We start from the raw sequence: 16,453 nt of genomic DNA, 5'->3' as shown, positions 1-16,453 counted from the left end.
CGTTACAACGCCTTGGCCGCAGCAACCACATGCTCGGCGGTGATCTTGAAGTACGCATACAGCTGGTCGGCCGGTGCCGAGGCGCCGAAGGTATCGATGCCGACCACATCGCCATCCAGGCCCACGTATTTGCGCCAGAAGCCGGTCACGCCCGCTTCCACCGCCACGCGCTTGCGCACCGCATTCGGCAGCACCGACTCGCGATAGGCCGCATCCTGGCGATCGAACACGTCGGTCGACGGCATCGACACCACGCGTGTCTTCAGGCCGGCCGCGTCCAGGGTCTGCTTGGCTTCCACCGCCAGCCCGACTTCCGAACCGGTGGCGATCAGGATCACGTCGGGCACGCCGCCTTCGGCATCGGCCAGCACATAGCCGCCGCGTTCGATCAGCTTGAGCTGCTCGTCGCTGCGCGGCTGGTGTTGCAGGTTTTGGCGACTGAACACCAGGCAGCTGGGGCCATCCTTGCGGGTGATGGCGGCCTTCCAGCTCACCGCCGATTCCACCGCATCGCCCGGGCGCCACACATCGTTGTTGGGGATGTAGCGCAGCGAGGCCAGGTGTTCCACCGGCTGATGGGTCGGGCCGTCTTCGCCCAGGCCGATAGAGTCGTGCGTGTACACGTGGATGGCGTGGGCCGGATTCAACGCGCTCATGCGCACGCCGTTGCGCGCGTAATCGCTGAACACCAGGAAGGTGGCGTCGAACGGAATGAAGCCGCCATGCAGCGCCAGGCCGTTGGCGATGGCGGTCATGCCGAACTCGCGCACGCCGTAATAGACGTAGTTGGCGTTCGGGTCATCGGTGGCGACCGACTTGCTGGCCTTCCACAAGGTCAGGTTGGAATGCGCCAGGTCGGCCGAACCGCCGATCAGTTCCGGCAGCAGCGGCGCGAACGCTTCGATCGCCAGCTGCGAGGCCTTGCGCGAGGCGATGGTCTGGCCGTCCTGCTGCGCCTTGGCGATGTAGGCATCGGCCTGGGCGATGAAGTCGGCCGGCAGCTCGGCGTGCGAGCGGCGGGTCAGCTCGGCGGCTTCGGCCGAATACTGCTTGCCGTACTTGTCGAACAGCTGCTCCCACTCGGCCTGACGCAAGGTGCCGGTGCCACCTGCGCGCCAGCCGGCGTAGATCTCTTCGGGGATTTCGAACGGGCCGTACGGCCACTCCAGCGCCTTGCGGGCGCCTTCGAGTTCTTCCTTGCCCAGCGGGGCGCCGTGCGAGGATTCCTTGCCGGCCTTGCTGGGCGCGCCGAAGCCGATCTTGGTGCGGCAGCAGATCAGCGTGGGCTTGTCGGTGTTGTCCAGCGCGGTCTCGATGGCGGCCTTGATCTTTTCGGCGTCGTGTCCGTCCACATCGCGGATCACATGCCAGCCATAGGCCTCGAAGCGCTCCGGGGTGTTGTCGCTGAACCAGCCGGCGGTGTTGCCGTCGATGGAAATCTGGTTGTTGTCCCAGAACGCGACCAGCTTGCCCAGGCCCCAGGTGCCGGCCAACGAGGCGGCTTCATGGGAAATGCCTTCCATCATGCAGCCATCGCCCATGAACACCCAGGTACGGTGGTCGACGATTTCCAGCTCCGGGCGATTGTAGCGCTGCGCCAGCAGCTTCTCGGCCAGCGCGAACCCGACCGCATTGGCGAAACCCTGCCCGAGCGGGCCGGTGGTGGTCTCCACGCCGGGGGTTTCGCTGCGCTCGGGGTGACCGGCGGTCTTGCTGTGCAGCTGACGGAACTGCTTGAGCTGCTCGATCGGCAGGTCGTAGCCGGACAGGTGCAGCAGCGCGTACTGCAGCATCGAGCCGTGGCCGTTGGACAGCACGAAACGGTCGCGGTTGAACCACTGCGGGTTGTTCGGGTTGTGCCGGAAGAAATCGTTCCACAGCACTTCGGCGATATCGGCCATGCCCATCGGCATGCCGGGATGGCCGGATTTGGCGGCTTCGACCGCATCGGCGGCGAGAAAACGGATGGCGTTGGCCAGCTGGCGGCGGGTGGGCTGGGTCATGAGCGTCTATGGAAGCGGAGGGAACACCGCTGGAAGCGGAGCCGCTTATTCTCCCACAGAGCGCGTTAGGGGGCTGGGATTGGGGAGTCGGGATTGGGGAGTCGGGAATGGAGAATCGGGAATGGAGAATCGGGAATTGGGAATCGGGTGCAATGCTGCAGGTTGGTCGCTGACGCAGCTCTCGCCAAGGCTACCGCTGCGGTACAGCGGACCTCACATCACCCGTACCGATCGCTACAGCCCGCTCTTACCCATTCCCGATTCCCGACTCCCTATTCCTCGCCCTTGGCAACCAAGGTCGTCAGCGCCAGATCGCCGGTCACATTCAGCGCTGTCCGGCACATGTCCAGGAAGTGATTGACGCCCAGGATCATGCCGATGCCGACCGGGTTGACCCCAACCATCGCGCAGATCAGCGCCACCACCGGCAGCGAGCCGGACGGCACGCCGGCGGTGCCGATACCGCCCAGGATGCAGACCAGCATCACCATGAACTGCTGGCCGATGCTCAGGTCGACGTTGAAGAACTGCGCCAGGAAGATCACCGTCACCCCTTCGAACAAGGCGGTGCCGTTCTGATTGGCGGTAGCGCCCACGGTCAGCACGAAGCGCGACACCCGCGGCGGCAGGCCCATCTCGTCGGCCACGCGCAGGGCGGTCGGCAGGGTGGCGTTACTGGACGCGGTGGAGAACGCCATCATCGTGGCCTCCTGGGTCTGCCGGAAGAAGCCGACCGGCGAGCGCCCGGCGAACTTCACCGCCAGCCCGTAACTCACCACCATGTGCAGGCCCAGCGCCAGCACCACCACGCCCACGTAAGCGCCCAGGCGGATCAACAGATCGAAGCCGAACAGCGCGGCCAGATTGAACATGAAACAGGCCACCGCGTACGGCGCCAGGCGGATCACCAAGCCGATCAGGGTCATCGAGATTTCGAAGATGCCTTCGATGCCGCGCTTGAGCGTGGCCACTTTTTCGTCGGCGGTGAGCACCATGCCCACGCCGAACATCACCGCAAAGAACATCAGCGACAGGATCGCGCCGTTGCTGGACGCTGCCGCGATGACGTTGCTGGGCACGATCGACAGCAGCATGTCCATGCCCTGCGGCTGGGTGCCGGAGCTGGAGATGATCTCGCGGGTGCGCTCGGCGTTCTGCTGGATCAACTGGTTGGCCAGTTGCGGGTCCACGCCGGCACCGGGCTTGAGCACATTCACCAGCACCAGCCCCAGCAACACCGCCACGCCGGACAGCACGACGGTGTAGCCCAGGGTGCGCCACCCCACGCGCCCGAGCGCACGGATGTCGCCCATCTCGGAAATGCCCATCACCAATGCCGAAAACAGCAACGGCACGATCAGCATGAAGATCAGGTTGAGGAAGATCTGCGAGAACGGGGTGGTGACGTACCTGGTGACCACGCGCACCCAGTCGGCATCGCTGCCGGCCAGATAGTAGACAGCCAGACCCAGCAGCAGACCGACGGCGAAGCCAATGCCCATCTTCCAATGCAGGGGCAGGCCCGGGCGGCGTGCGGCGGGGGATGCAGTCATCTGGTCGGGCCTTGATCTGGACACAAGCCCCGGAGCTTAACAAACGCCATCGACGCGGCCACCTACCCGGCCTCCCGCGGTGCGCCTGCCCGAGGGTAGGTGCAGCTCCCCACGTCAGCCGATACGGGCGCTGGAGCGTTCGACAAACCTGGCGCGCCCACCGTGGGGCATGCACAGCCGCTACTTGGAACTGCGTGTACCGGGCCGCGATGCCCAATCGCTTTTGGGACGCGGTGGGATCCGGCCATGAGCTCTTGCTTGCAAACATGCACGCCGACCATCCCGACGGGTCCTTGCCCGCTCACCGTCGCGGGCGCTTACGCGGCATGGATGCCGCGTAAGCGCCTACATGGACGTACTTGCGGCGTGTCCCGCGATGGTGGGCGGGCAAGGGCCCTGCAGCCAGGTCGCAGACCCAACGCCTTGTTTTAAGCAGCACAGGTGAAGAACCAGGTGCAACCGGAATCAATGCGTCAGAGCGGGACTGGACATGGTGACCATCTAGACCCAGTCAGCAACTTCCGATGCAGCGAAACCGATCAAGGCGCCGGCGGATACAGCGGCGCCAATACTTCCGGCTCCGCCGCCGTGGCATGCCGCCAACGCGGGCCCTTGGCAAAGGCCTCGCGCAAGGCCGAGCGTGCACTGGTCACGTCGCCATCGCCGCCCCAGCGGGCACGCTGCATCTGTGCCACCGCTGCCCGCTGCGCCGGGTCGCTCAACGCTGCCAGCACGCTGTCGATATCGGCAACGCCGGCCATGCCGCACAGCACTGCAGCCACGTCGTCCATGCCGCCGGTATCGAGCGCGCGTCGCAGCTCGGCTACACCATGCGTCACACGCCGACCGGGCGCAGCTGCATCGCTGGCGTCGATCACCGACGCGCCGTGCGAACCGCCGCGACGCCGTAACAAGGCCCACACCAGGGTGGCAATCCACAGCAGCGCAAACCCGATCGCCGCGGCGATCCAGCCCCATGGCCGTTGCGTGGCCGCGGGTTGCTGCAGGCTCAGCGTGCCGCCCGCAGCAGTTGTCGCAGCGTTATCCGGTGTCGGATTGGATGCTGGCGCCGGCGCAGGCGCCGCAAACGCGCCGCTGCCTGCCGCCACATCCAGCGTCAGGTCCGGCAATGCCGCGGTCTTGGCCGCCGCCGCGCCCACATCCCACCACGCCACCTGCAAGCCGGGCACCACCAACGGACCGGCGCGGTTGGGCACGATCGAATAGCGGCGGGTCAGCCGCAACTGCGGCGAACCATCCACAAAGCGCTCTTCGTACTGCGCCGGCTCGGCGAACACTTGCGCGTCGGGCACGCTCGGGGTCGGCAATTCCGGGAATTGCGCCTGGGTGGCGCCGCGTGCGCTGGCTTCCACCACCAGTTGCGCCGCTTCACCGGCGGTGGCACGCTGCGGCGTGGTCGTATACCGCAACTGCAGGCTGCGCAACGGCAGCCACGGCTGCGGCGCGTTGGCCGGTTGCGCGCGCACCTGCAGCGGGATGCTGGCGCTGCGTGCGCTCAGTTCGCCATTGCCGCGACCGAAGTAGTCGTCGAAGAAGCCGCCGACCGACCGACCATTGAAACGCGCCGACGGCAACACCAGGCGGCCGCTGCGCTCGGGCACCAGCAGATAGCGCCGTTCGACCACATTGTATTGACGGTTATTGAGTACCTTGACCGAGCTGATGTCGTCGCCGATGCGCTGCAGCGATGCACCGTCGGGCGCTTCCAGGTCCAACTCGCCGGACGCCAGTTGCGTGGCGAAATACAACCGCACCACCACGCCCACACTTTGCTGCACATAGGGCTGCGGATCGTCCACCTGCGTCTGGACAAAGGCATCCTCGTTGCCTTGCGCCGCCGCTGTTGCGCTGGGCGCGCTGCTGCCGGCATCGTTTGCCGAAGCCCCCACCTGCAGCCGCAACGGCTCGGTGCGCTCGTTACCCACGCGGATCGCCGGCACGATCAGCTCGCCGCTCCTGCGCGGCGTCAGCACCACACCGAACAACGCGCGCATCGCCACCGACCCATTGCTCACCTGCATCTGCTGGTTGGCACTCTTGGCCCCCAGCGCGAAGTCGTTGCGCAACGGCGTGTAATCCGGATCGACACCACGTTGATCGGTTTCGATATTCAGCATCACCACGTCGCCGGCATCGGCGCTGTCGCGGTCCAGCCACGCGCGCGTGACGGCGCCCGCCGGTGCACAGGTGAGCAGCATCACGCCGGTCAACATGCCGATCGCCGCGCGGCGCAAATGGTGTGTGCCGATCATCGTCCGTCCCGTTGCCTGCGTTCGTGTTCCAGCCTGAATTTGGTGCGCAGCAGGCTGCCCGGATCGTCCGGCACCCGCCGCAGCCAGGCATCCACCGCCTGACGCTGCTCGCGTTGCTCCGGCGTTTCGTTCGCCGTCGCCGCGGCGGCCTGCTTGCCGTTTGCATCGGCGCTCCTGTCGCCAGCCTGCGCCATCGCCTGCTGCATCTTTTGCCGCTGCGCGGCATCGGCCTGCCGCTGCGCCTTGGCGTCGGCCGACTGCGGCGCTGCGTCCTGCTTGCTCTGCTCGCCCTGGCCGGTTTTGGACTGCTGGTCCTGCGAGGCTGCGTCCTGCGGCGTCTGCGCAGACGACTGATCCTTGCCGTCCTGTTTGCCTCGCGAATCCTGCTTGCCTTGCCCGTCCTGGCCAGCGTTTGGAGCGCTCTGCTTGTTCTGCCCGGACTGATTCTGGCCGGGGCTGTTCTGCCCGGATCGCTTCTGCTCGTCGGACTGGCCTTTGCCGTCCTGGCCCTTACCGTCTTTGTTGTTCTGCTGCTGACGCTTGCGCGCCGCATCCACTGCCGCACGATTGGCGATGGCGTCGGGCTGATCCGGATGGTGCTTGAGCGCCCGGTCGTAGGCCGCAATCGCTTGATCGTACTGGCCCTGTCTGGCCAGCGCGTTGCCGAGGTTGTACAACCCCTCATCGGTGGGCACATTTTCGAAGGCTTTTTGTGCCGCGGCAAAATCGCCCTTGCGATACGCCTGCACGCCGGCATCCAGGCGTTGCTGCTGCACCTGGTCGGCGCGTTGCCACAAGGTGTCCTCGGCAGCATGCGCAGGCTGGGCCAACGGCAACACGCACACCAGGGCCAATACCGCCACAACCGCACGCCGCCGGAACGCCAGCAGCGCCAACAGCATCACCGGCAGCAGCAGCCAGTAGCCCTCGTCTAGCCAGGTCTTGCCACCGCTGGACTCGGCGGTTTCATCGGCCAGCGGCTGTTGCGCCGGATCGAGCATGCCCAGCGCACGCAGGTCCGCATCGTCGGCGGTGATGCGCGCATAGCGACCACCACCCTGCCCGGCAAGATCGCGCAGGCTGCCTTCATCCAGCCGTGTCTGCGCGATCTCACCGGTCGTGGTGCGATACGCCGCGCCGCGCGCGCTCCCCACGCCGAGCGCGGACACGCTGAATCCACGCGAGCGCGCCAGCCGTGCGGAACTCCCGGCCGCACGATCGGCGCTGTCGCTGACCAGCAGGATGTCGCCTTGCTTGAAACCTGCCTGCAGCAGCAACTGCGTAGCCGCGTCGATCGCTGCATCGGCGCGCTTACCCTCCACCGGCATCACCGATGGCGACAGCGCATCCAGGAACAACGCCACATTGGCGGTGTCTTCGGTCAATGGGGCAACCGTGAAACTCTCGCCCGCATAGACCAGCAGTGCAACTTCGCCACCGGCGCGCTTGCGCAACAACGTGACCAACTTGGCCCGCGCCTGCAGCAGACGCGATGGCGGCAGATCGTTGGCCATGATGCTGGAGGACAGGTCCAGCGCCACCACCAGCGGCATGCTGGAGTGATACACCGGCCGCTCGGTCTGCCGCCAGCTCGGACCGGTCATCGCCACCACCGCCAGCGCATAGGCCAGCGCAGCCAGCACGAATCCCAGCCATCCACGCCGACTGCCGGACACCAGCAAGGTCGGCAACAGATGCGCATCCACGCTTTGCCGCCACACCTCCGCATCGCGTCGACGCAACTGCCACAGCACTGCCGCCGGCACGATCGCCAGCAGGGCCCAGAGCAAACCCGGACGCAGCAGATGCAGCGACTGCAGCCAGCCTGCCAGTTCGGTCAGCGCGTTCATCGCCATCTCCGCGGCAACACACAGGTCAGCAGCGCAATCACGATGGCAGCGCCCAACGGCCAGTAGTAGCGTTCCACGCGCGGCTGCATCGACGGGCCGGGCGCCTTGACCGGCTCCAGTCGATCCAGCTCGGCATAGATGCCGGCCAGTTCTTCCGTATCGCGGGCGCGGAAAAAGCGCCCACCGGTTTGCGCGGCGATCTTGCGCAAGCCGTCTTCGTCGATATCGTCATTGCCCGCGGCAGGAATCGGCACGCCGAACAACGAATAACCGCCATTGCCGCCGAAGGCGATCGTATGCACGCGCACGCCTTCGGACTTGGCAAGTTCGGCGGCCTTGAGCGGATTGAGCACGCCTGCGGTATTGACGCCATCGGTGAGCAACACCACCACGCGCTGGCCCTGCTTCTGCTCGCGCAGCCGTTTGACCGACAACGCGATCGCATCGCCGATCGCCGTTTCTCGCCCGGCCAGTCCCACCACACTGTCGGCCAGCTGGTCGCGCACGGAGGTCAGGTCGGCGGTCAACGGCGTCAATGCGTAGGCGCGCTGACCGAATACCAGCAGGCCGACCCGATCACCGTCGCGACGATCCAGAAAGTCCGACAACACCGCCTTGGCGGCGGTCAGGCGATCCACCACATTGCCGCCGAGCACCATGTCCGGCTCGCTCATGCTGCCGGACAGATCCACCGCCAGCATCATCTGTCGCGCCTCACGCGGCGGCTGGATCACATCGCCCAATTGCTGCGGGCGCGCAAGCGCCGCGCACAGGAAGAACCAGCCCAACCAGGCAAGCCAGCGCGGCACCCGCAGTACCGGCGCGCTCTTCGCCTGCGCAACCGCATGCAGTTGGTCGGCGTAGGGCACGCGCAGCGCGGCCGTATCGGCGCGGCGCTGCGGCCAGAACCACATCAGCAACGGCAGCGGCATCAACCACCATGCCCACGGCCATGCGCAGTGCGCCAGCGCATCCTGCCATTGCGACCACTGCAGCCAGTTCATCGCCAGCCTCGCATCAAACTCAGAAACCGCTGCCGCGCCAATGCCTGCACCGCATCCAGGTCGGACACCGCCGGCGCGCGTTGAAAGCCGCCGTCCAGCAGCGGGCGCCCCGGTCCCTGCGAAAAGGCCTGCGTCTTGCTCTTGCGCCCGTCCAGAAACTGCAGCCATGCCTCGCCCTGCAGTCGGTCGGCCTGCACATCGACGCTGCGCGCTGCGCGCCGCAACAACACCGACAACGCAGCCAGGCGCTGCGCGGGGGTCGTTGCGCGCTGCAACTCGGCATCGAATGCCGCCAGCCAGCGCCGCTGCTGACGACGGCGACGCCACCACACCCATCCTGCGGTGCCCAGCACCAGGACCACTGCCGCGATCACCAGCCACCAGCCCAGCGCCAGCGGCCACCACGACGGCGACGGCGGCAGATGGACATCGCGCAACGGCAGCGTTTGCGGCGACACCGTCATCGGCTCCGCACCGCGGCGCTGCCGCCCAACCAGGCATCGCTGGCATCGTCGGTGGACAGGCGATGCAGGCGCACACCGCGTGCCTGCAGGACCGCGGTCAATTGTTCCAGCGGCGCCACGAACTCGGCCTGCCAACGCGCACGTCCGGCCTGCGTGGACAGGTCGATCGCAATGCGCTCACCCCGTACATCGAAGCTGAGTGCGCGGGCCGGTGGCGCCAGCTCCAGGGGGTCGACCAGCACGATCACCACCACCTCGTGATGCAAGGCCAGACCCGACCAGCGTGTGGCAGAAATCCTGCTGGCGCTGCGCGCATCGGCCAGCACGGTCAGCCGCGCACCCGGGCGCAACAGCCGTGCGGCATGGTCCAGTGCCACCTCCAGGCCCGCATCGCCGGACGGCGGCTGCGCATACCAGCGCGCCAACGCATCCAACACCGGCAATACCCCGCGTTGACCCGAGCGCGGCGCAATCGGCGCTTCGCTGGCAGTGCCACGCAGCGCAGCGATCCGGTCGCCCTGCCGCTGCGCCAGCCACGCCGCAACGGCGCCGGCACGTGCGGCCTGCACCGATTTGTAGCGCATCCGCGTGCCGAAGAAGAGCGCCGGCGAGGTATCGGCCACAATCAGACTCAAGCGTTCGCGCTCGGCCTGAAACAATTTGGTGTGCGCACGTCCGGTACGCGCGGTGACGCGCCAGTCGATATGCCGCGCATCGTCGCCGGCCACGTACTCGCGCGACTCGGCGTATTCCATTCCGCGCCCGCGCGTCGCCGCCGGCACCGGCCCGACCAGCCCATGGCGACCACGACCCGACTGCCCGCGGTGGGCCGTGGTGCCGCGCAGCGCGATCAGCTCCGTCAGCGTCGGCCGCAGTCCATCGCCGGCGATCGACGCAGGAGCGGTGACAGGAGAAGAAGACGGCATCGAAGACATCGGATTCTGGTCAGAGGACGGCATACCTCAGCAACACGCTACCCGATCAGGGCAGCGGAATCTTTTCCAGCAAGGCGGCGACCAGACGTTCGCCATCCCAGCCTTCGGCAGTGGCTTCGTAGCTGGGCAGCACGCGATGGCGCAGCACGTCCGGGGCAATCGTGCGAATATCGTCCGGGGTCACGTAGTCGCGCCCGGCCAGCCATGCACGCGCACGTGCGCAGCGCTCCAGCGCGATCGACCCACGCGGGCTCGCGCCCCAGGCAATCCGCCGCGCCAATGCCGGGTCGTAGCGCTGGGCATCGCGCGACGCGAGCACGATCTCGATCAGATAGCGTTCCAGTTGCGGCGCCAGATGCACGTCCAGGACCAACCGACGCGCGGCAAAGACATCTTCCAGCGGAATCTTGTCGGGCACCGTCTCGTGCTTTTCCAGGGTATCGCGTGCGGCGTCACGTGCCAGACGCAGGATCTCCGCCTCGGCGTCGGCCTGCGGATAACCGATGCGCACGTGCATCAGGAAGCGGTCCAGCTGCGCCTCGGGCAACGGGAACGTACCTTCCTGCTCGATCGGGTTCTGCGTGGCCATCACCAGGAACAGCTGCGGCAGCGCATAGGTGTGCCGCCCGACGGTGACCTGGCGCTCGCCCATGGCTTCCAGCAGCGCCGACTGCACCTTGGCCGGCGCGCGGTTGATCTCGTCGGCCAGCAGGATCGGATGGAAGATCGGCCCGGGCATGAACTCGAACCGGCTGTCCTGCGGCCGCCAGATCTCGGTGCCGGTCAGATCGGAGGGCAACAGGTCAGGGGTGAACTGCACCCGCGCGAAATCCGCTTCCAGGCGCGAGGCCAGTGCGCGGATCGCGGTGGTCTTGGCCAGCCCGGGCGCGCCTTCGACCAACAGATGACCATCGGCCAGCAGGGCGATCAGCAACCGCTCGACCAGCGCAGACTGGCCCACGATGCGCTGCGCCAGTGACTCGCGCAGCAAGGTGAATTGACGGTGCAACCGGTCCTCGGCGGGCGCGGCAGCGGCTTCTGGGGGCAACAGCGGCGGTGCGTTCATAGGCCCAGTGTGACCGATTCGAGCACGATTGGTTCACTCGATGGCTCTAGAGCATTCAGTCAGTGACTCCCGGCATGAAGCGCGTCACACAAGCAGGAACCTTTGTATCCATCGCGTTTTGGCAACCCGATCAGGCTAATCCGATCAAAGCCAAGACGGGCAACGGCTCCGGAAGTTCTAGCAGTCGCTGACAACAAGACACAGACAACTGCTTGCGGTCGCGCCGTAGGGCCAACAGCCGGTCTGCGTTAATCACACGCTTCACCATGAAAGAAAGGCCGCTTTCGCGGCCTCTCTTTGATATGCCTTCTCCTTACGGAGTGGCACTTGCAACGCGTAACACCTTTGGGGTAACGAAGACAAGCAACTCGGCTTTTTCCTTGCTGCGTCCACGTTTCTTGAACAAATTTCCGAGAAAGGGGATGTCGCCTAGGAAGGGAACCTTGGAGACGCTCTCACGGTCCGTAAATTCATAAACGCCACCGATTACCACCGTCTCGCCATCACCCACCAACACAGCGGTATTGACTTCACGACGATTGATTTCCGGCACAGTGCCATAGCCTTGCAGAATGATAAACCGCGCGACTTCGTCTTTCTTAACATTCATGTTCAGAAAAACGCGATTGTCATTCGTAATGGTCGGAGTGACTTTCAGCTCAAGCAGCACTTCCTTGAATTGCACGTTGGCTTGCGCGGCCGAACCTGCAGCACCGCCACCGCTGATGGTTACATAACCAATTTCCCGTCCCTGCTTGATGACACCCTCACGCTGATTGGCAGTGACAATTCTGGGATTTGAAACGACCTCGCCACGCCCTTCCTCCTGCATCGCCGAGAGCTCGATGTCGAGATTGAAATTGGAACCAAGCAGCGTATATGCAAGACCTGCCGCCCTGCTGTTGGTAAACCCGCTTGCACCAAGGTCCACGTTCAACCCAGATGGGAATAGGTGCGAAGGTAACGTTGTGCTTGTGCCTGTGTTAGCAAGTTCATTGGCACGCTGAGCGGAGGTATTCTGGAAATTGACATTACTATCCAATGAGCCACTCAAAATACCGCGACCGGTTGAACCAGTAATGCCAAACCGCGCACCGAGGTCACGCGCAAACGTATCGGTTGCGATCACGATACGGCTTTCGATCAACACCTGATCAACCGGCCGATCGATATGCGAAATCAGCTCGCGCATCTGCGCGACCTTCTTCGGAATATCGCTGATCATCAGGGTGTTGGTGCGTTCGTCGGCAACCAGACGGCCACGCGGCGACAAAAACCCGTTGTCCTGCTGCCCTGCGCCGCCTTGTCCACCTTGACCGCCGCCCTGACCACCGCCACCAATGCCCTTGGCCTCCGTCAGCGCTTTAAAGATCACGGCCGCGTTATGGTAATTGATCTGCACGTAATCGGTGATCAGATCCTCGCGGTTCTCGATCGCGATGCGGGCGTCTTCCTTGTCCTGCTCGAACTTGGCCAGCTCCGGCTGCGGGGCGACCCACACCACACCGCCGTCGCGGCGCTTGTCCAGGCCCTTGGCGCGCAGCACGATGTCCAGCGCCTGGTCCCACGGCACATTCATCAGTCGCAGCGTGACATTGCCCTGCACGGTGTCGGAGGCGACGATATTGAGGTTGGATTCCTCGGCGATCAGCTGCAGCACGGTGCGTACCGGCACGTCCTGAAAGTTGAACGTCACCGGACGGCCGCTGTACCCGCGCGCAGCGATCTGCGCGGCGGCCTGGGTGACTGCCGCGGCGCTGACGCCGCCGACCGCAGGCTGTCCCTTGCGCGGCGTGATTTCGACCACGTACTCGTTGCCGGTTTGGTAGGCCAGCGAATCGAACGCGCCCTTGGTCGACAGCACCAGCTGCGAACCCGAGCCGGACGGCTTGACCTCGACACGCTGCACCGGCGTTGCGAAGTCGGTGACGTTGAGCGGACGCTGCAGTTCGGCAGGCAACCGTGCGTTGCTGATGTCGACCAGCACGTTATCGCCCTGCGTGCGCAGATCCGGACTGGCACCCTGGCCATCGAACTGCAGGATCAGACGGCCAGCGCCATCCTCGCCACGTTTGAAATCGATCTTGGACACCGCCAGGCTCGCCGGAGCGGTCTTGGCCGGATCCTGCACAGGTTGCTTCAGTGCCGCCGCCGCGAACGCGCCGCCACTCGCCAACGCCAGCGCGAACCCCAACGCGCAGGCCTGGAGTACCGCGTGGCGCCGAACCGGACGCAGCCGCTGGGCATTGGAAAACGTCATCGTGCTATCCCCTATCACTTTATTGATCATCCAATGCGAGCGCGGCCGGCCGTTCAAGCCATCCACCCGCACCGTCCGGCACAAGTTCAATCAGCTCGATGCGGTCTTCGTAGACCCCGGTAACCCGGCCATCGCTCTGTCCCAGATACACGCCCGGCCGCACCCGGTAAGTCACCTTGTCAGGTGCCATGACCAGGGCGATCAGGCCCGAGCCGCCGCCAATGGTCCCCACCATGTCGAGGGCGTCGAGCGGGTAGGCCTCCAACGGCTCCTTGCGCCGGTTCGGATCCGGACGCGTGCCGTTGCCGCCTTCCGCACTGACCCAGGCATCGCTGAACGGGTCGCGCATCGACTGCGCCGCATATTCGAACGTCTCGAACTGCTGCATCACCGGCAATGGCTCCAACGGCGGTGCCGGACGTGCACGCACTTCGGCGACCCAGGCTTCCAGATTCGGCGCATCGCCCGGTGTGCTGGTGACACCGCGTGTACACGCCGGCAATACAGCAATTAGCGCCACGCAGGACAGGATCTTGAGCAGTTTCATGGTCATTGGCCGCCCTTCTTCGCAGCGTCGGCCGCAGCCTTCTCCTGCTCGGCCATTTCCTCATCGTCCAGATAACGATAGGTCTTGACCGTGCCGGACAGTTCCAGCGCCCCGCGCGGGGTGATACCGGCCTTGGGATCCTTCGGCTTGAGGTTGATGTCGTGCATGGTCAGGATCACCACGCGCGGCAGCGACGCGACACCGCTGACGAAGGCACCGAACTGGTGGTAGCTGCCCACCATGCGCAAGGCGATCGGCTTCTCGGCGTAGAACTCCTTCGGCGACTCAGGGCCCGGCTGGAACAACTCGTTGGACAAGCCGCTGGACAGCGCAGTCTGCGAGATGTCGATGATCAGATCCGGCATTTCGGTCTTGCTGGGCAGCTGGCGCAGCATCTGCTGCAGCACCTGCTCCATCTGCGCGAGCTGCTGCTTGAGCGGCTCCAGATTCACCGCGCGGCCCTGCTGGGTCTCGAACTCGGTACGCAGCTGCGTTTCGGCGCCTTCCAGGCCTTCGAGTTCATCGCGCTTGCCGCTGATCAACAGGAACCAGGCCAGCACCAGGATGAACAGACCGACCACCACGCAGAACACGATGCGTGCCTGCTGCGGCCAACCGCCGATGTTGTTGAAATCCAGATCGCTGAGTTTGAATGATTTCTTACTCATGACGCCGCCCCCTCCTGCGGCCGAGTGGCTGACGCCGGCGCTGGCTGCACGGGTGCAGGAGCAGCGGCCGGCGACGCGGCAGGCGCAGGTACTGCAGGTGTCGCCGCTGGCGTACCGGCCGGCGCTGCACCCGGCGCTTGCGCATCGGCCGGTGCGGTGCCGTCCTTGTCGGCCTCGTTCGGATTGGCCAGCTTGACCTTGAGTGTGAACACGTACGGCAGCGTCTTGGTGTCCATCGACGATCCCGCAGGCTGCCCGGCCTTGTCCTGGCTCTTGGCCTCGATGATCGACAGGTCCGGGTTGGTCATCCAGCCCGATCCTTCCAGGTTGCGCATATAGGTACTGACGCGCGCGTTGGACTGCGAACGCCCTTCCAGGGTCAGGATGTCGCCGTCCTGCTTGATGTTGGTCAGGGCCACGCCATCGGGAATGGTCCGCACCAGCGAATCGAACAGATGCACCATCTGCGAGCGATTGGCCTGCAGCTCCTCGATCACCTTCTTGCGGGCAAGCAGGCGGTCCTTCTTCTTGTCGAGCTCCTTGATCTCTTCGTTCTGCGCCTTGACCTTGTCGATTTCGGCGGTCAGGAACGCATTGCGCTCGGCCTGGCCGCTGATCTGCGCGTCGTAGTAGAACCAGATCAGGACCGACAGCAGCACGCCGCCCAACGCGGCGAAGCCCAGCATCGAATAGAACTCACGCTCGCGCGCCTTCCGGCGCTCGGCGCGCCAGGGCAAAAGATTGATTCTTGCCATCAGTCAAAGCTCCTCAGGGCCAGGCCGGTGGCGATCATCAATGCAGGTGCATCCAGCGCCAGCGCATGCGCCTGGACCTTCGGGCCCAGCGTCATCTGCGCGAGCGGGTTGGCGACCACGGTGGTCACGCCGAGCTGCTCTTCCACCATCTCCGGCAGGCGCGACAGCGCAGCGCAGCCGCCGGCCAGCACGATGCAGTCGACGCGATTGAATTCGCTGCCCGCGTAGAAGAACTGCAGCAAGCGGCTGATCTGCTGCACCGTCGCCTCCTTGAACGGCTCCAGCACCTCGACCTCGTAGCTCTCCGGCAAACCGCCCTGACGCTTGGCCAGGCCAGCCTCTTCGTAGGTCAGCCCGTAACGGCGCATCACCTCGTCGGTGAGCTGCTTGCCGCCGAAGACCTGCTCGCGGCTATACAGGCTGCGACCGGAGCGCAGCACGCTCAGCGTGGTCATGGTCGCGCCGATGTCCACCAGCGCAACCACCGCATCGGCAGCCACCGGCAACTCGCTGGCGACCAGGGCAAAGGCGTTCTCGACCGCGAAGGCCTCCACGTCCATCACCTTGGCAGTCAGACCGCCGAGTTCCAGCGCGGACTGGCGCAGTTCCACATTCTCCGAACGCGAGGCGGCCAGCAGCACCTGGACCATGTCCGGGCTGTTGGGCATCGGGCCGAGCACCTCGAAGTCGAGATTCACTTCCTCGATCGGGTACGGAATGTAGTTGGTGGCTTCCAGCTCGACCTGCGCTTCCAGATCGCTCTCGTCCAGATCGGCCGGCATCGGAATCAGCTTGGTGATCACTGCCGACCCGGCCACCGCAGCCGCCGCGCTTTTGGCCTTGCTGCCGGAACGGTTGATGGCGCGGCGAATGGCTTCGCCCACCGCCTCGACCTCGACGATGTTCTTTTCCACGACCGCATTGGGCGGCAACGGTTCTACCGCGTAATGTTCCACGCGAAAGCGGTTCCCGCTGCGCGACAGCTGCAAGAGCTTGACCGCGGTGGAACTGATATCGACACCAATCAGTGGCGATTGACTCTTGGGTAGAAGCCCCACGGAAACTCCCCTGCCGA

Annotated in this window: 13 protein-coding genes; all 13 read right to left on the bottom strand. The window is 65.3% G+C overall.

All coding sequences use genetic code 11. The annotated features are described in order from the left end of the window. Positions 1–2: 2 nt before the first annotated feature. The 13 genes from tkt to FHT09_RS02465 all read right to left on the bottom strand — a co-directional run bounded on the left by tkt (position 3) and on the right by FHT09_RS02465 (position 16,436). Positions 3–2,003, bottom strand: coding sequence for a transketolase (gene tkt / locus FHT09_RS02525; protein ID WP_046344101.1), 2,001 nt, complete (start codon positions 2,001–2,003; stop codon positions 3–5). Positions 2,004–2,275: 272 nt separating this feature from the next. Then, positions 2,276–3,556: a dicarboxylate/amino acid:cation symporter gene (locus FHT09_RS02520; protein WP_181141234.1), complete on the bottom strand. Its 1,281-nt coding sequence runs from the start codon at positions 3,554–3,556 to the stop codon at positions 2,276–2,278. A 539-nt stretch (positions 3,557–4,095) separates the two neighbouring features. After that, a complete protein-coding gene (locus FHT09_RS02515; protein WP_104605017.1) occupies positions 4,096–5,829 on the bottom strand; it encodes a BatD family protein in 1,734 nt (577 codons plus the stop codon). Beyond that, positions 5,826–7,679 (bottom strand): tetratricopeptide repeat protein, encoded by a 1,854-nt coding sequence (locus FHT09_RS02510; protein ID WP_104605193.1) that lies wholly within the window; start codon positions 7,677–7,679, stop codon positions 5,826–5,828. Before FHT09_RS02510 ends, FHT09_RS02515 begins: the two co-directional genes overlap by 4 nt. Beyond that, positions 7,676–8,683: a VWA domain-containing protein gene (locus tag FHT09_RS02505; protein ID WP_104536184.1), complete on the bottom strand. Its 1,008-nt coding sequence runs from the start codon at positions 8,681–8,683 to the stop codon at positions 7,676–7,678. The genes FHT09_RS02510 and FHT09_RS02505 overlap by 4 nt, the downstream gene beginning before the upstream one ends. Then, positions 8,680–9,141, bottom strand: a complete 462-nt coding sequence (locus FHT09_RS02500; RefSeq protein ID WP_104605195.1) for a DUF4381 domain-containing protein — start codon at positions 9,139–9,141, stop codon at positions 8,680–8,682. Before FHT09_RS02500 ends, FHT09_RS02505 begins: the two co-directional genes overlap by 4 nt. 2 nt (positions 9,142–9,143) lie before the next feature. After that, complete coding sequence (locus FHT09_RS02495) at positions 9,144–10,106, bottom strand: DUF58 domain-containing protein (RefSeq protein WP_104605019.1); 963 nt, start codon at positions 10,104–10,106, stop codon at positions 9,144–9,146. Positions 10,107–10,128: 22 nt separating this feature from the next. Further along, positions 10,129–11,148: a MoxR family ATPase gene (locus FHT09_RS02490; protein WP_104605021.1), complete on the bottom strand. Its 1,020-nt coding sequence runs from the start codon at positions 11,146–11,148 to the stop codon at positions 10,129–10,131. A 313-nt stretch (positions 11,149–11,461) separates the two neighbouring features. Continuing rightward, the gene (locus tag FHT09_RS02485) at positions 11,462–13,408 is read right to left on the bottom strand and encodes a type IV pilus secretin PilQ family protein (protein ID WP_104605023.1); all 1,947 of its coding nucleotides are present in this window, start codon (positions 13,406–13,408) and stop codon (positions 11,462–11,464) included. Between the two features lie 19 nt (positions 13,409–13,427). Next, a complete protein-coding gene (locus FHT09_RS02480; protein ID WP_104536187.1) occupies positions 13,428–13,961 on the bottom strand; it encodes a pilus assembly protein PilP in 534 nt (177 codons plus the stop codon). Next, positions 13,958–14,623: a type 4a pilus biogenesis protein PilO gene (locus tag FHT09_RS02475; protein ID WP_104605025.1), complete on the bottom strand. Its 666-nt coding sequence runs from the start codon at positions 14,621–14,623 to the stop codon at positions 13,958–13,960. The genes FHT09_RS02480 and FHT09_RS02475 overlap by 4 nt, the downstream gene beginning before the upstream one ends. After that, positions 14,620–15,378 (bottom strand): PilN domain-containing protein, encoded by a 759-nt coding sequence (locus tag FHT09_RS02470; protein WP_104536189.1) that lies wholly within the window; start codon positions 15,376–15,378, stop codon positions 14,620–14,622. The genes FHT09_RS02475 and FHT09_RS02470 overlap by 4 nt, the downstream gene beginning before the upstream one ends. Beyond that, the gene (locus FHT09_RS02465; protein WP_104536190.1) at positions 15,378–16,436 is read right to left on the bottom strand and encodes a pilus assembly protein PilM; all 1,059 of its coding nucleotides are present in this window, start codon (positions 16,434–16,436) and stop codon (positions 15,378–15,380) included. The genes FHT09_RS02470 and FHT09_RS02465 overlap by 1 nt, the downstream gene beginning before the upstream one ends. Between the last annotated feature and the right edge of the window lie 17 nt (positions 16,437–16,453).

It is taken from the genome of Xanthomonas sp. CFBP 8152 (genome assembly GCF_014199025.1).
GTDB classification, from domain to species: Bacteria; Pseudomonadota; Gammaproteobacteria; order Xanthomonadales; family Xanthomonadaceae; genus Xanthomonas; species Xanthomonas arboricola_B.
The sequence above is the reverse complement of the archived record's forward strand: the minus strand, read 5'-3'. Positions and strand labels throughout refer to the sequence as shown.

Excerpts from the sequence above, each read along its gene's own strand:
- FHT09_RS02475 (WP_104605025.1), bottom strand. The coding sequence starts at position 14,623 with ATGAGTAAGAAATCATTCAAACTCAGCGATCTGGATTTCAACAACATC.
- FHT09_RS02505 (WP_104536184.1), bottom strand. The coding sequence starts at position 8,683 with ATGAACTGGCTGCAGTGGTCGCAATGGCAGGATGCGCTGGCGCACTGC.
- FHT09_RS02520 (WP_181141234.1), bottom strand. The coding sequence starts at position 3,556 with ATGACTGCATCCCCCGCCGCACGCCGCCCGGGCCTGCCCCTGCATTGG.
- tkt (WP_046344101.1), bottom strand. The coding sequence starts at position 2,003 with ATGACCCAGCCCACCCGCCGCCAGCTGGCCAACGCCATCCGTTTTCTC.
- FHT09_RS02510 (WP_104605193.1), bottom strand. The coding sequence starts at position 7,679 with ATGAACGCGCTGACCGAACTGGCAGGCTGGCTGCAGTCGCTGCATCTG.
- FHT09_RS02470 (WP_104536189.1), bottom strand. The coding sequence starts at position 15,378 with ATGGCAAGAATCAATCTTTTGCCCTGGCGCGCCGAGCGCCGGAAGGCG.
- FHT09_RS02515 (WP_104605017.1), bottom strand. The coding sequence starts at position 5,829 with ATGATCGGCACACACCATTTGCGCCGCGCGGCGATCGGCATGTTGACC.
- FHT09_RS02480 (WP_104536187.1), bottom strand. The coding sequence starts at position 13,961 with ATGACCATGAAACTGCTCAAGATCCTGTCCTGCGTGGCGCTAATTGCT.
- FHT09_RS02495 (WP_104605019.1), bottom strand. The coding sequence starts at position 10,106 with ATGCCGTCCTCTGACCAGAATCCGATGTCTTCGATGCCGTCTTCTTCT.
- FHT09_RS02485 (WP_104605023.1), bottom strand. The coding sequence starts at position 13,408 with ATGACGTTTTCCAATGCCCAGCGGCTGCGTCCGGTTCGGCGCCACGCG.
- FHT09_RS02490 (WP_104605021.1), bottom strand. The coding sequence starts at position 11,148 with ATGAACGCACCGCCGCTGTTGCCCCCAGAAGCCGCTGCCGCGCCCGCC.